The following is a 12086-nucleotide window of genomic DNA, read 5'->3' as shown; positions in this document are numbered from 1 at the left end:
GGACAGTCCTGCGAGCGTCGCGCTATCGGTCACGGGGAACATGACGGGAAGGATGTCACGGCTCCCGCGCCGGTGTCATCCGGTTTTCGCGCGGCCGCATGATCAACGCCGCGACGTGGTACGCGCACGGGTCTTCGGTGCGGTTCGCGTAGGAATGCTCGACGTCGGCGGGGAAGTAGAGGGAATCGCCCGCCGCCAGGACGTATTCCGTCTCTCCGACGCCCAGGCACAGCGTGCCCGACTCGACCGCGACGAACTCGTGGGAACCCGGGGCGTACGCGGGAAACGTGCCCGCGTCGCAGCCCGGCGGCAGGGTCGTGCGGATCCATTCGAAGTTGACGCCGGGGACCACCGGGGTCAGCACCGTGCGGTGCCAGCCGCCCGGTTCGGCGACGTGGTCCTGATCGGCGGCGCGGCGGACGATGACGCGGTCGGTCTCGAGGTCGGCCAGCAGCCGCGAGAGGGACAGCCCGAGGCCGTCGGCGATCCGGGACAGCACCACGACCGTGGGCGTTTTCTCGCCTCGCTCGATGGCCGACAGCATGCTGACGCTGACGCCGGCGTCCTTGGCCAGCGCGCTCAACGCGAGCCCGCGGCCGGTGCGCAGGTCGTGCAGGTGGCGGCCGAGCGACACCGGATCGATCATTCCTCTATAATAGCTGCCATGTCCACTATAGCGGAAGCGACGGAGGCCGACGGCGAAGGCATTGCCGCCGTCTTCGCGCCGTACGTGACCGATTCCGTCGTCACCTTCGAGACCACACCGCCGACCGCGGACCAGTGGCGCGCGAAGATCCGCGAGAGCGCGTGGCCGTTCCTCGTCCTCGCGGACGAAGGCGAGATCCTCGGCTACGCGCTCGCAGCACCGTGGCGGCCGAAGCCGGCGTACCGGTACTCGGTGGAGACGACGATCTACCTCGCGCCCACCGCCACCGGCCGCGGCCACGGGCGGCGCCTCCTCGACGAGCTGGTGAAGCGGTGCGGGGACGCCGGGGCGCGGCAGGCGATCGCGGTCATCGTCGACTCCGGCAGCCCGGCATCCCGAAACCTGCACCGAGCGGCCGGCTTCACCGACGCCGGTGTGCTGCGCCGCGTCGGCTTCAAGCACGACCGCCGGCTCGACACCCTGCTGATGCAACGCGAACTGGGCTAACGGGACTTCGCCCGCAGGTGCAGCCGCTCCCCCTGTTTGCCGAACAGGCTGAGGATCTCCGCGGGCCGGCCGTCGACCGCGCCGAACCAGTGCGGGAGGCGGGTGTCGAACTCCGCCGCCTCTCCCGGGCCCAGCGTCATGTCCCGGTCGGCCAGGACCAGGCGCAACCGGCCCGACAGGACGTACAGCCACTCGTAGCCCTCGTGGACCTGCGGGTCGGGTTCGCCCGTCTCCGGTTCCAGGATCATCTTGAACGCCTGGGGCGCGCCCGGCTGGCGGGTCAGCGGCAGCACCGTCATCGCCGCGCCGTTGTGGCGGGGGATGCGGCGGGCGGTCAGGCGGACCCGGGGGTCGCCGACCTCCGGGGCGCCGACCAGCTCGTCCAGGGGCACCTGGTGGGCCTGGGCGATCGGCAGCAGCAGCTCCAGGCTCGGCTTCCGCTGCCCGGACTCCAGCCGCGACAGCGTGCTCTTCGAAATGCCCGTCGCCTCGGACAGGTCGGCCAGTGTGACCCGCCGCTGCGTGCGGACCCGCTTGAGCCGGGGGCCGACCTCGGCCAGGGCCTGGGTGATCGCGTCCGTCATGTCCTCCAGGAAACCCGCTCGTCCCGGAAACGGCAACATTTGTTGTCGGAATCGCCAAGCCCGGTCCATCGTGGCGGCATGACCGAAAACAGCTATGACGTCCTGGTGGTGGGTGGCGGCGCGGCCGGGCTCAGCGCCGCCCTGATGCTGGGCCGGGCTCGGCGACGCGTCCTGGTCGTCGACGCCCGCGCGCCGCGCAACGCCCCCGCGCCGCACATGCACGGCTTCCTCTCCCGCGACGGCCTGCCGCCGTCCGAACTGCTCGAAATCGGCCGCGAAGAACTCCGCGGCTACGGCGTGGAGCTCGTCGAAGACCACGTGACCCGGCTCGAACCGGGGTTCGCCGCCCGCCTGGCGAGCGGCCGCGAGCTGACCGCCCGGCGTGTCCTGGTCGCCACCGGCGTCCACGACGACCTGCCGGACCTCCCCGGCCTGCGGGAGAGCTGGGGCACCGACGCGATGACCTGCCCCTACTGCCACGGCTACGAGGTCCGTGACCAGCCGCTCGGCGTGCTCGGCACCGAACCCGTGAGCGTCGAGCACGCGCTGCTGGTCCGCCAGTGGTCACCGGACATCGTCTACTTCGCGCACACCGAACCACTGTCCGAAGAGGACCGTGAACGGCTCGACGCGCGCGGAATCCGCGTCGTCGACGGCGTCGTCACCGCCGTGCGGCGCGAAGGCGGCCACCTCACCGGCGTCGAACTCGGGGCCCGGTTCGTGCCGCGGACGGCGCTGTTCCTGCGCACCCGGACCGTGCCTCACGACGAGCTGCTGCGCGGGCTCGGCTATGTCGAAGGCGACGTCGACCTGTCCGGGAAGACCGGTGTACCGGGCGTGTGGGCGGCCGGGAACGTCGTCGACGCGCGGGCGACCGTGATCATCGCCGCGGCCCAGGGCGCGGCCGCCGCGGGCGCACTCAACCACGACCTCGTCACCGAAGACGTCCAGCGGGCGGTCGACGGCTTCGCCGGCTTCTCCCCCACGGCGGAACGCGCGGCCGCCGGGGCACGCTGACCCCTGGCGTCCGGTGGCCCCGCGTGCGACGCTCGCCGGATGCGTCCGACGCTGTACGAATTCGCCGGCGGCGACCCCGCGTTCCGCGCGCTGGCCGCCGCCCACCACGAGCGCTGCCTGGCCGACCCGGAGCTGAACCACCCGTTCTCCCACCCGGACCAGCACCCGCAGCACGTCGACCGGCTCGGCTGGTACTGGGCGGAGGTCATGGGCGGGCCGCCGCGGTTCTCCCGCGAGTGCGGCGACCACTCTGCGATGCTCAGGATGCACGCCGGCAACGGCGACATCAGCGACCTCGGCCGCCGGTTCGTTGCCTGCTTCGTCCAGGCCGCGGACGACGCCGGCCTGCCCGCCGATCCCGAGTTCCGCGCCGCGCTGCGGGCCTACATGGAGTGGGCGGTGGCCGAGGTGCTCACCTACCCGGGTACGGCCGACGGCGTCCCCGCAGGGCTGGCCATGCCCCGCTGGTCGTGGGATGGGTTACAGGCGGTGTAACGCTCCGGGCGGCCGCCGCGTCTTGCAGGCGACGACCGGCTGTGGAGGTCCGTCGCCAGAGCCGGTCCGGACGGGTTCCCCCCACTCGCCCGGACCGGCTCGTCCATCAGAATTCTTTCGGGGGTCCGGGTGGCGGAGCCCCCGGCCCGGGGCCAAGCCCCGGTTGTCACAGCGGCCGAACCGCGTGAGCGCCGCGGCGGGCGGGGCCGCGGCGCTCACGCGGTTCGGCCGCGATCCTCGCTGAGCCCGCAGCCCAGCCGGGCGGCCAGCTCGGTCAGCGCTCGCCCCAGCGGCAGGTCGACCCGCAGCGACGCGTAGCGGTCGCCGCGGGTCTCGCCGTGGTTGACGATCGCCACCGGCTTGCCCGCGTTCGCGGCGTGCCGGACGAACCGCAGCCCGGACATCACCGTCAGGGACGAGCCCAGCACCAGCAATGCGGCCGCGTCGTCGACCAGCCGGTAGCACTGCTCGACGCGGGGCCGCGGCACGTTCTCGCCGAAGAACACGACGTCCGGCTTGAGCACGCCTTCGCACGCCTCGCACGGCACCGGCCGGAACCCGAGCACGACGTCCTCGGGCAGCTCGACGTCACCGTCCGGGTTGATCCGGCTCGCCGTGCCCTCGAAGCCGGGGTTCGCCGCCCGCAGCCGCCGTTCCAGGTCCGCGCGCGGGCTGGTGCGGCGGCAGTCCAGGCAGATCACGCGGTCGAGGCTGCCGTGCAGCTCGACCGCGTCCGCGGTGCCCGCCGCCCGGTGCAGGCCGTCGACGTTCTGCGTGATGACGCCGCCGACGAAACCCCCGTCGCGCAGGGCGGTCACCGCGTGGTGGCCGTCGTTGGGGCCGGCGCGGGCGATGGTGCGCCAGCCGAGGTGGCTGCGCGCCCAGTACCGCTGCCGTCCCGCGGCGCTGGTGACGAACTCGTCGTAGGTCATCGGCGTGTGCCGGCGCAGGCTGCCGGCTTCGCCGCGGTAGTCGGGGATCCCGGACTCGGTGGACAGCCCGGCGCCGCTGAGCACGGCGACCCGGCCGCGCGCGACGACACCGGTCAGCTCGTCGAGGCTGGACGTCCGCGGCAGCGGCGCGTCCGCCGACGTCCAGGAGAGAGTGGGCCGGGTGCGCACTAGGCCAGCGTACGGGGGCCGGGAAGGATCTTCTCGAACCAGTGATCGGCGTAGTGCTCGTCGTTGAACGGCGCGACCTCCCGGTACCCCGCCGCGCGGTACAGCCCGATCGCTTCGGCGAGCACGCGGTTCGTCTCCAGCCGCAGCGTCCGGACGCCTCGCCCGAGGGCGTACGCCTCCAGTTCGCCCAGCAGCCGCCGCCCGAGCCCCAGGCCGCGTGCCGCCGGCGCCACCCACATCCGTTTGACCTCGGCCGGCGCGGCGCCGCGGAACTTCAGCGCGCCGCAGCCCACCGGTTCGCCGTGCAGCTCGGCCACCAGCAGAACCCCGGCGGGCGGGGTCATCTCGGCGTCGGCCGCGGAAATGCTGAGCCGCGGGTCGAAGCCCTCGTCGAACCGCCCGGCCAGCTCGGCGAAGTAGGCCCGCAGGCAGAACCGGGCGTCCGGGTGGCCGGGCGGACGCGGGGTGACCTGGACCGCCGAAGCCGTCAGGAGCCGCTCGACCTCGGCCATCGCGGCGACGAGCCGGGTGCGCTGCCCGCCGGACAGCGGGGCGAGGATCGCGCCGGCCGCGTCGTCGGAGAGCCGGTCGAGGGTGGCGCGTTCGGCCAGCCCGGCTTCGGTCAGCCGCGCGGTCCGGACGCGGCCGTCGCCGTCGCTGGGCTCGACGCGCACCAGGCCGTCCTGCTCCAGCCCGCGCAGCAGCCGGCTCAGGTACCCGGAGTCGAGGCCGAGCCGGGCCCGCAGTTCGCGGACGTCCCGGCCCGCCTCGCCGATCTCCCACAGCACCCGGGCCTGCCCCAGCGGGCGGGCGCGGGCGAGGAAAGCGTCGTCGAGCGCGCCGATCCGCTGGGTGACGGTCCGGTTGAACCGCCGGAGGTCCTTCACCAGGCCCTGGTCCATTCTCTGACTATAGTCAGAGAATGGCCGGACGGGAGCCACCCCAGACCGACTCCGCGTCCACAAAGGACTCCAGCAGGGCGGTCAGGCGGGCGTCGCCGCGGCTGTTCAGCTCGTCGGAGGCGATCCGGCGGGCCACGCCGGCGAGGAAGTCGGCGAGCTGCACGCGGGCGTCGGACCGGGAGTCGACGAAACGCACGCCCGCCAGGCGGTGGCCGAGGGTCGCCTTGAGCTGGAGCACGCGCTCGGCCGTGAGGGCGAGCTGCTCGTCGTGCACCAGGGCGACCGGAGTGCCGTCCGCGCTCCAGTGCCGGACCGTGTGGATCACCGCCGGCACCAGCGGATCCAGCACGGGCACCAGGCCCGGATCGCTCGCCAGCCGGGCCCGGTAGGCGGCCACGCGCTCTTCGCCACCGCGGAACCGGCCGACGATCTCACCGGCTTCGCCGTGAACCCGGGCGAGTTCGCCGGCCAGCGCGAAGAACTCCCGCGGCGACGTCGTCACGCCGCGCCGGGGGTTCAGCCGCAGCACGCTGGTGAACGCGGTCAGGAAGAACTCCCAGCGGGCGGCGCCGAAGGCGGCCGGACCCGCTCGGTGGAGGGTGCGGGCCGACGCCTCCGTGCCGTCTTCGGCCAGCAGCGTGACGGCGGCCCGTACCGCGAAGAACGTCTTGTCGGTCAGGTGCACGTGGCCGCGGCCGGCGAGCGGGCCGCCGGGGTCGAGCAGCCATTCGAGGACCGCGCGGTGCTTGGCGCGGAGCAGGTGGTTGGCCTTGTACTCCTCCGCGGGCGACCCGATGCGCTCACGGATCTCGCGCACGCAGGCGGCCGCCGCGGGCAGCGGTATCCGCACGCCGGCGTGGGCGAAGACGTCCGTTTCGCCGCCGAGCAGGTTCTCGCCCTCCGAGCCCGACTCGTCGCAGGCGATCTCGACCGGGCGCACGCCCCGATCGTGCCAGACCGGGAAGGCGACGGCGAGCGGATTACGGGCCGGGACGCGGCCGTCGACGCGGCCCGCCCTCGGCGGGTCGTGGTTGACTGGCCGGATGCTGCCCTGGGACGGCGAACTCGCCGGCCGGCTCGACCGGCACACCGTGAACTCCGCGCTGCTGCGCGGCAATCCGCTCGGCGACCCGCACGAGCGGCCGCTCTGGGTGTACGTCCCACCCGGCTACGACGACGGCGACGAGCGGTACCCGGCGGTGTACGTCATCCAGGGCTACACCGGGCACCTGACGATGTGGGCCAACCGCATGCCGTTCCGGCAGCCGTTCGTGGAGACGGCCGACGCCGTCTTCGCCGGTGGCGCGCCGGGTTGTGTCGTGGTCTACGTCGACGCGTGGACCGCGTACGGCGGCTCGCAGTTCGTCGATTCGCCGGGCACCGGCCGCTACCACTCCTACCTGTGCGACGAGATCGTGCCGTGGGTCGACGAGCACTACCGGACGCTGCCGGACCGCGAATCCCGCGCGATCGCCGGGAAGTCGTCGGGCGGGTTCGGCGCGATGATCACGCCGATGCTGCGGCCGGACCTGTTCGGCGCGCTGGCGACGCACGCCGGAGACGCGCTGTACGAGCTGTGCTACGTCCCCGACTTCGGCAAGGCCACCCGCGCGCTGCGCGACTACGGCCAGGACATCCAGGCGTGGTGGGCGGACTTCCGGAGCCGTCCGGCCTTCACCCGGCCCGAGGACTCGACGCTGCTGATGCTCTTCGGCGTCTCGGCGTGCTTCTCGGCACGGGAGGACGGGACGCCGGAGCTGCCGTTCGACCCGCTGACCGGTGCGTTGCGGCCGGAACAATGGCAGCGCTGGCTGGACTGGGACCCGGTCCGGATGGTGGCGGGCCACGCCGAAGCCGTCCGGTCGCTGCGCGCGGTGTGGATCGACGCGGGCACCAGCGACGAATGGTTCCTCGACCTCGGCGCCGAGGCCTTCCGGGCGGAAGCGGTGCGGGCGGGCCTGCCGGAGGACCGGATCCAGTTCGAGCTGTTCGACGCCGGCCACGGCGGGATCGACTACCGCTACCCGCTTTCGCTGGCCTGGCTCGCGGAGCGGCTGGCCCGCTGAGCACGCCGGGTCCGACGTCATGAACGACTCGTTCCTGACGTCGGGCGAGGTGAACGAGTCGTTCACGGCGCCGGCGGCGCTTCGCTAGGCTCGGCCGGATGGTGACCGAGACCGATCTGGCCCTGCCCGGCGGGCGCACCCTGCACGTCTACGACACCGGTGGGCCGGCCCGGCTCACCGTCTTCTGGCACCACGGCTCGCCGAACACCGGCGAGCCGCCCGGGCCGTTGCTGCCACTCGCCCGGGAGCTCGGTGTGCGCTGGGTGTCCTACGACCGGCCGGGCTACCGGAACTCCACGCCGGTGCCGGGGCGGACCGTCGCGAACGCCGCCGAGTGCGTGCGCGCGGTCGCCGACGCGCTCGGCATCGGCGAGTTCGCCCTCATGGGGCACTCCGGCGGCTGTTCGCACGCCCTCGCCTGCGCCGCCCTGCTGCCGGAGCGGGCCGTCGCCGTCGCCTGCCTCGCGGCGGTCGCGCCGTTCGGCGCCGAGGGGCTCGACTGGTTCGGCGGCATGGCCGCCGCGACCGCCGCTTCGCTGCGCGCGGCCACCGAAGGCCGTGCGGCGAAAGAGAAGCACGAAGCAGCCGCGGAGTTCGATCCCGACGTCTTCACCGCCGCCGACCTCGCCACGTTGAAGGGGTCGTGGTCGTGGCTCGACGGAGTCGTCCGCGCGGCGCTCGCGGACGGGCTCGGCGGCCTGATCGACGACGACCTCGCCCACGTCGTGCCGTGGGGTGCCGACCCCGGGCGGATCACCGCGCCCGTCCTGCTGGTGCACGGCGAGCAGGACCGGATGATCCCCGCCACGCACAGCGCGTGGCTCGCCCGGCGGTGCCCGGACGCCGAGTACCGGCCGACCCCCGGCGACGGGCACCTGTCCGTGCTGAGCCACGCCGCCGGCGCCCTCACCTGGCTCGCCGGTCACAGCAGGACGAGCGAAGCGACCACCGGCGCCAGGTAGAGCACCGGGAACACCAGGTGCCCGTACGACCGCGCCCGGGCCACCGTGACGACGGCGCCGGTGAAGTACAGCACCAGCCCGATCGCCGCGGCGACCCCGATCGGCGGCACGAACAACCCGGCGACGAGGCCGGCGGCACCGGCGGCCTTGGCCGTGCCGAGCCACGGCCACCACGACCGCGGCACGCCGTACTCGGTGATCGGCTCGACGACCCACTTCGCGTGGGCGAACACCGAAACGGCCGAGAACCCGACGAAGGCCGCGGCGGCGAGAGTGACGATCAGGGAGGCGGTGGACATCGGAACTCCTCGTGGGGTTCGCGGACGCCCGGGGCCGGGGTCCGTCACCTCCACGACTCCGCGGTCCCGGCCGATGTGACAGCCCTGGAGGTGACGCCGGTCACGGGCCGGCGGCAGTGTTCCCGGCGGCAGTCCGTTCCATGACGGCGACGTCCGCCCGGTGGATGCGGCCGGGCGGAGCGTTCAGCACCGAAGGCGTCATGGCACGGCCCAAGCACGCCCCACCGGCAATTCCGGGTTCGCGAGCGCGGTCACCGGGCCGGCAGCAGCGGCAGCAGCTCCTGGTGGCGGCCGGCGCGGCGCAGCACGGGCGAACCCGGCCCGTCCGGCACCCGGGCACCGGCCCGCAGCGTGCCCAGGAACCGCACGATGACGCGCGGCTCCGGCAGGATGTCCTCCCCGCCGAGGTAGGCCAGCACGATCATCTCCTCGCCGCACGCCGCCTCGACCGCGACCGCCCAGCCGTGCACCTCGTCCCACAGCAACGCCACGTCGCGGTCGGGGAACCGGCGCAGCCGCCAGTCCACCGCCAGGTAGGCCGACACCGGGACGTCCACGTCCACGGTGCAGGACTCGAGGCCGAGGCCGAGCGCCCTGGCCACCTCGCCCAGATACGCGCGCAGGCCGCGCTGGAACCAGAACTCGAGATCGGTGTCGATCAGGCCGGACACCCGTTTCCTTTCGCCACGTTCGACAATATCGGTGACGGCCGCGATAGCATTGTCTTCCACCACGAGACGGCCGCCATGATTCGTGCGTAGACCGTACCGAGATCACCGGCGCGGGCCCACAACGAGGATCTACCCGCGCGGAGATCGTGCAGTGACCCACGGCGTCTGCACGTGCATCGATCTACTGTGGACGATCAAATCCGCTGGTGACACCGGTTTTCCGCAATTTCCGCGAAAACCGTCCGGGCGCACGGCGAAATGGCGGGTCCGGAAAGTTCAGCCGATTGCCGGAATCGCCACGCGGGACCGCTCCAACCCGGCGAAGAGATCTCCGAGCCGCTCGACGCGCTCCAGCACGTCCTCGGCGGTGAACCGCAGGTGCGTGACGTGCCGGCAGGCGCGGACCTCGTCCCACGTGACCGGAGCCGACACCGTCGGCTCGTCGCGCCCGCGAAGCGAGTACGGCGCCACCGTGGTCTTGAACGGGTTGTTCTGGCTCCAGTCGATGAACACCTTGCCCGGCCGCAGGTTCTTCGTCATCCGCGCCACGACGAGGTCCGGCGTCTCCGCGGCGAGCCGCTCGGCCAGGGCCTTCGCGTACCGCGACGGCTCACCGCCGTCGGCCGTCACCACGCCCGCGTACAGCTGCATGCCCTTCGAGCCGCTCGTCTTCGCCACCGGGGTGAGCCCATCGGCGACGAGGACGTCGTAAAGCCGTTCGGCGACCCGGCAGCAGTCGACCACCGTCGCGCCGGGGCCCGGGTCGAGGTCGAACACCAGCCGGTCCGGGGTGCTCCGCTCGTCGCCGGGGCCGACGGTCCACTGGTGGACGTGCAGTTCGAGGGCGGCGAGGTTGGCCGCCCACACGAGCTCGGGCAGGTCGTTGATCAACGGGTACGCGACGATCTCGGTGTCCTTGCCCCGGCCGCCGACGGCCAGGCGCGCGGTGCGGACCCAGTCCGGGGCGTGCCGGGAGACGTCCTTCTCGAAGAACGAGCCACCGGCGACGCCGTCGGGGAACCGCACGAACGTCATCGCCCGGTCGCGGATGTGCGGCAGCAGCACCGGCGCGATCCGCGTGTAGTAGTCGAGCACCTCGCCCTTGGTGAACCCGTGCCGCGGGTAGAGCACCTTCTCGAGGTTCGACAGCGTCAGCTGCCGCGCACCGACCCGCACCGTGATCCGGCTCCCCGCCACGAGCCCACGCTACCGCGGCACGACGTGGCCGGAGACCACCCGCTCGACGAACCGCTCCGCGACTTCGCGCAGCTTCGTGTTCTCGCGCTGCGACTGCTCGACGAGCAGGGCGAACGCGTCGTCGGCGTCGATCTGGCGGATCGCCATCAGCATGCCCTTGGCCTGGTCGATGACCGCGCGCGAGGTCAACGCCGTCCGGAGGTGCTCCGTGGTCTCCCGGGCCCGCAGGTACCGGTGGTACACGCGGAGGATGGCCTCCAACGCGGCGGTGTAGAGCTCGAGCAGCCGGCCCTCGATCTCCTCGAAGCCGTCGTCCTGCCGGCCGTAGCAGTTGACCGCACCGGAAAACTGCGCGTCGGCCACGAGCGGCGCGGCGAGGAAGCTCCCGAACCCCGCCTCCTTCGCGCCGCGGGCGAAGTCCGGCCAGTTCTCGACCGCGCCGGCTATCGACGTCCGGACGATCTTGCCGCTACGGACCGCCTCGAGACAAGGGCCGTCGCCGAGCCGGTACTGGTCACCGTCGAGGTCGCTCACCACGCCGCTCGTCGCCGACGCCGTGTGCGGCACCTCCCCGGTCACCAGCGTGACGGAAGCCTCGCCGACCCCTGGAACGGCGTGCCGGACCTGCAGGCACACGTGCCGCAGCAGGATCCGGAAGTCGTCCTCCTCCTCGAGGACGGCGGTCAAGGCCTCCAGCGCCCCGGTGACGTCGTCGAACAGCGGCGAAGCCGTAACGGTGGGTTCCGGCCGGTCCATGTCTGCTCCTCCCGCTCGCACCCGTGAAGCTGCCGGGTACCCCGTTCCCGCAGCGGCCATGTACGGACAGGTTTGCCGGTGGCCGCCGGTTGGTAACCCGCGGCCATGTCGTCCGAACAGGGGTCGTCGGAACAGGGGTCGCCGGGCGGATTGCCGCTGGACGGCGAGCTGGCCGCGGTCGCCGCGCGGATGTCCGGGCTGCTGCTGTCGCGCGAGAGCGTGGGTTCGGTGCTGGAGCTGATCGTCTCGCTCGCCGGGACGACGATCACCGCCGCGGCGGGCGTGGGGGTGACTCTCGTCGACCCCGGCGGCGAACTCACCACGACGAGTGCGTCGAGTCCTCTCGTGCGCGAGGCCGACACGCTGCAGTACCAGCTGGGTGAAGGCCCCTGCATAGCCGCGCTGGCCGAGTGCGCGCCGAAGCGGATCGACGACGTCGCTGCCGAGCGCCGCTGGCCCCGGTGGTGCGCCGCGGTCGCCGGCTCGGGGCTGCGGTCGGTGCTCACCGCGCCGATGGCCACCGAGGACGGCTGCCACGGCGCCATCAAGGTCTACGCGACGACGCCCGGCGCGTTCGGGCCCATCGACGAGCGGACGCTGGTGACGTTCGCCGGGCGCGCGGCGATCCTGGTCGCCAACACCCGCGCCTACGAACGGGCGAGCCGGTTCAGCGAGCAGTTCAAGCAGACCCTCCGCGAGCGCGACCTGATCGCGCTGGCCAAAGGGTTCCTCATGGGCCGGGACGGCGTCGACGAGGAGACCGCCTTCGACCGCCTGCTGTCGCTGGCGCGCGCCCACGGCCGCAGCCCCGCCGAGGCCGCCGCGGGCCTCCTCGCCCCGGCGCCGTCGGGCCGGTGAGCCGC

15 protein-coding genes are annotated in these 12086 nt (G+C 73.1%); 6 read left to right on the top strand and 9 right to left on the bottom strand.

Annotated elements, in window-relative coordinates; translation table 11 throughout:
- Positions 1–55: 55 nt before the first annotated feature.
- Positions 56–646 carry a helix-turn-helix domain-containing protein gene (locus A3CE_RS0146410; RefSeq protein ID WP_020646969.1) on the bottom strand — a complete coding sequence of 197 codons (591 nt, stop codon included), beginning with the start codon at positions 644–646 and terminating at the stop codon, positions 56–58.
- 18 nt (positions 647–664) lie between these two features.
- On the opposite strand from A3CE_RS0146410, the gene A3CE_RS0146405 reads away from it, so the two are divergent.
- The gene (locus tag A3CE_RS0146405) at positions 665–1153 is read left to right on the top strand and encodes a GNAT family N-acetyltransferase (protein WP_020646968.1); all 489 of its coding nucleotides are present in this window, start codon (positions 665–667) and stop codon (positions 1151–1153) included.
- Here A3CE_RS0146405 and A3CE_RS0146400 read toward each other — a convergent pair.
- On the bottom strand, positions 1150–1737 hold the full coding sequence (locus A3CE_RS0146400) for a helix-turn-helix domain-containing protein (RefSeq protein WP_020646967.1): 588 nt from the start codon (positions 1735–1737) through the stop codon (positions 1150–1152). The two genes, A3CE_RS0146405 and A3CE_RS0146400, sit on opposite strands and share 4 nt — an antisense overlap.
- A gap of 78 nt (positions 1738–1815) precedes the next feature.
- On the opposite strand from A3CE_RS0146400, the gene A3CE_RS0146395 reads away from it, so the two are divergent.
- Both A3CE_RS0146395 and A3CE_RS0146390 read left to right on the top strand, forming a co-directional pair.
- The gene (locus A3CE_RS0146395) at positions 1816–2754 is read left to right on the top strand and encodes an NAD(P)/FAD-dependent oxidoreductase (RefSeq protein ID WP_020646966.1); all 939 of its coding nucleotides are present in this window, start codon (positions 1816–1818) and stop codon (positions 2752–2754) included.
- A 39-nt stretch (positions 2755–2793) separates the two neighbouring features.
- Positions 2794–3249 carry a group II truncated hemoglobin gene (locus A3CE_RS0146390; protein WP_020646965.1) on the top strand — a complete coding sequence of 152 codons (456 nt, stop codon included), beginning with the start codon at positions 2794–2796 and terminating at the stop codon, positions 3247–3249.
- Positions 3250–3464: 215 nt separating this feature from the next.
- Here A3CE_RS0146390 and A3CE_RS0146385 read toward each other — a convergent pair whose 3' ends face one another.
- The 3 genes from A3CE_RS0146385 to A3CE_RS57105 are packed head-to-tail and all read right to left on the bottom strand — an operon-like array spanning position 3465 to position 6212.
- Positions 3465–4370, bottom strand: a complete 906-nt coding sequence (locus tag A3CE_RS0146385; RefSeq protein ID WP_020646964.1) for an NAD-dependent protein deacetylase — start codon at positions 4368–4370, stop codon at positions 3465–3467.
- Positions 4370–5272 carry a bifunctional helix-turn-helix transcriptional regulator/GNAT family N-acetyltransferase gene (locus tag A3CE_RS0146380; protein ID WP_020646963.1) on the bottom strand — a complete coding sequence of 301 codons (903 nt, stop codon included), beginning with the start codon at positions 5270–5272 and terminating at the stop codon, positions 4370–4372. Before A3CE_RS0146380 ends, A3CE_RS0146385 begins: the two co-directional genes overlap by 1 nt.
- 13 nt (positions 5273–5285) lie before the next feature.
- Positions 5286–6212, bottom strand: coding sequence for a DUF3800 domain-containing protein (locus A3CE_RS57105; protein WP_125592416.1), 927 nt, complete (start codon positions 6210–6212; stop codon positions 5286–5288).
- Between the two features lie 103 nt (positions 6213–6315).
- On the opposite strand from A3CE_RS57105, the gene A3CE_RS0146370 reads away from it, so the two are divergent.
- Both A3CE_RS0146370 and A3CE_RS0146365 read left to right on the top strand, forming a co-directional pair.
- On the top strand, positions 6316–7338 hold the full coding sequence (locus A3CE_RS0146370; protein WP_020646961.1) for an alpha/beta hydrolase-fold protein: 1023 nt from the start codon (positions 6316–6318) through the stop codon (positions 7336–7338).
- Positions 7339–7436: 98 nt separating this feature from the next.
- Positions 7437–8300, top strand: coding sequence for an alpha/beta fold hydrolase (locus A3CE_RS0146365; protein WP_026469523.1), 864 nt, complete (start codon positions 7437–7439; stop codon positions 8298–8300).
- Here A3CE_RS0146365 and A3CE_RS0146360 read toward each other — a convergent pair.
- From A3CE_RS0146360 to A3CE_RS0146340, 4 genes are all read right to left on the bottom strand, one after another.
- Positions 8261–8599 (bottom strand): DoxX family protein, encoded by a 339-nt coding sequence (locus A3CE_RS0146360; RefSeq protein WP_020646959.1) that lies wholly within the window; start codon positions 8597–8599, stop codon positions 8261–8263. The genes A3CE_RS0146365 and A3CE_RS0146360 overlap by 40 nt on opposite strands.
- A gap of 251 nt (positions 8600–8850) precedes the next feature.
- On the bottom strand, positions 8851–9270 hold the full coding sequence (locus A3CE_RS0146350; RefSeq protein ID WP_020646957.1) for a DUF6292 family protein: 420 nt from the start codon (positions 9268–9270) through the stop codon (positions 8851–8853).
- Between the two features lie 276 nt (positions 9271–9546).
- Positions 9547–10467 carry a non-homologous end-joining DNA ligase gene (ligD, locus tag A3CE_RS0146345; protein ID WP_020646956.1) on the bottom strand — a complete coding sequence of 307 codons (921 nt, stop codon included), beginning with the start codon at positions 10465–10467 and terminating at the stop codon, positions 9547–9549.
- A gap of 9 nt (positions 10468–10476) precedes the next feature.
- Positions 10477–11223, bottom strand: coding sequence for a GAF and ANTAR domain-containing protein (locus A3CE_RS0146340; protein WP_020646955.1), 747 nt, complete (start codon positions 11221–11223; stop codon positions 10477–10479).
- Between the two features lie 105 nt (positions 11224–11328).
- Here A3CE_RS0146340 and A3CE_RS0146335 point away from each other — a divergent pair, with 105 nt between their 5' ends.
- Positions 11329–12081, top strand: a complete 753-nt coding sequence (locus A3CE_RS0146335; protein ID WP_020646954.1) for a GAF and ANTAR domain-containing protein — start codon at positions 11329–11331, stop codon at positions 12079–12081.
- Positions 12082–12086: the final 5 nt, after the last annotated feature.

It is taken from the genome of Amycolatopsis balhimycina FH 1894, assembly GCF_000384295.1.
GTDB classification, from domain to species: Bacteria; Actinomycetota; Actinomycetes; order Mycobacteriales; family Pseudonocardiaceae; genus Amycolatopsis; species Amycolatopsis balhimycina.
Note: the sequence above shows the minus strand (reverse complement) of the source record. Positions and strands in the feature narration are given on the sequence as shown.

What these genes read in the sequence shown, in the direction of transcription:
- A3CE_RS0146365 (WP_026469523.1), top strand. Translation starts at nt 7,437, where the DNA reads ATGGTGACCGAGACCGATCTGGCCCTGCCCGGCGGGCGCACCCTGCAC.
- A3CE_RS0146370 (WP_020646961.1), top strand. Translation starts at nt 6,316, where the DNA reads ATGCTGCCCTGGGACGGCGAACTCGCCGGCCGGCTCGACCGGCACACC.
- A3CE_RS0146340 (WP_020646955.1), bottom strand. Translation starts at nt 11,223, where the DNA reads ATGGACCGGCCGGAACCCACCGTTACGGCTTCGCCGCTGTTCGACGAC.
- A3CE_RS0146400 (WP_020646967.1), bottom strand. Translation starts at nt 1,737, where the DNA reads ATGACGGACGCGATCACCCAGGCCCTGGCCGAGGTCGGCCCCCGGCTC.
- A3CE_RS0146390 (WP_020646965.1), top strand. Translation starts at nt 2,794, where the DNA reads ATGCGTCCGACGCTGTACGAATTCGCCGGCGGCGACCCCGCGTTCCGC.
- A3CE_RS0146335 (WP_020646954.1), top strand. Translation starts at nt 11,329, where the DNA reads ATGTCGTCCGAACAGGGGTCGTCGGAACAGGGGTCGCCGGGCGGATTG.
- A3CE_RS0146410 (WP_020646969.1), bottom strand. Translation starts at nt 646, where the DNA reads ATGATCGATCCGGTGTCGCTCGGCCGCCACCTGCACGACCTGCGCACC.
- A3CE_RS0146360 (WP_020646959.1), bottom strand. Translation starts at nt 8,599, where the DNA reads ATGTCCACCGCCTCCCTGATCGTCACTCTCGCCGCCGCGGCCTTCGTC.
- A3CE_RS0146395 (WP_020646966.1), top strand. Translation starts at nt 1,816, where the DNA reads ATGACCGAAAACAGCTATGACGTCCTGGTGGTGGGTGGCGGCGCGGCC.
- A3CE_RS0146405 (WP_020646968.1), top strand. Translation starts at nt 665, where the DNA reads ATGTCCACTATAGCGGAAGCGACGGAGGCCGACGGCGAAGGCATTGCC.
- A3CE_RS0146380 (WP_020646963.1), bottom strand. Translation starts at nt 5,272, where the DNA reads ATGGACCAGGGCCTGGTGAAGGACCTCCGGCGGTTCAACCGGACCGTC.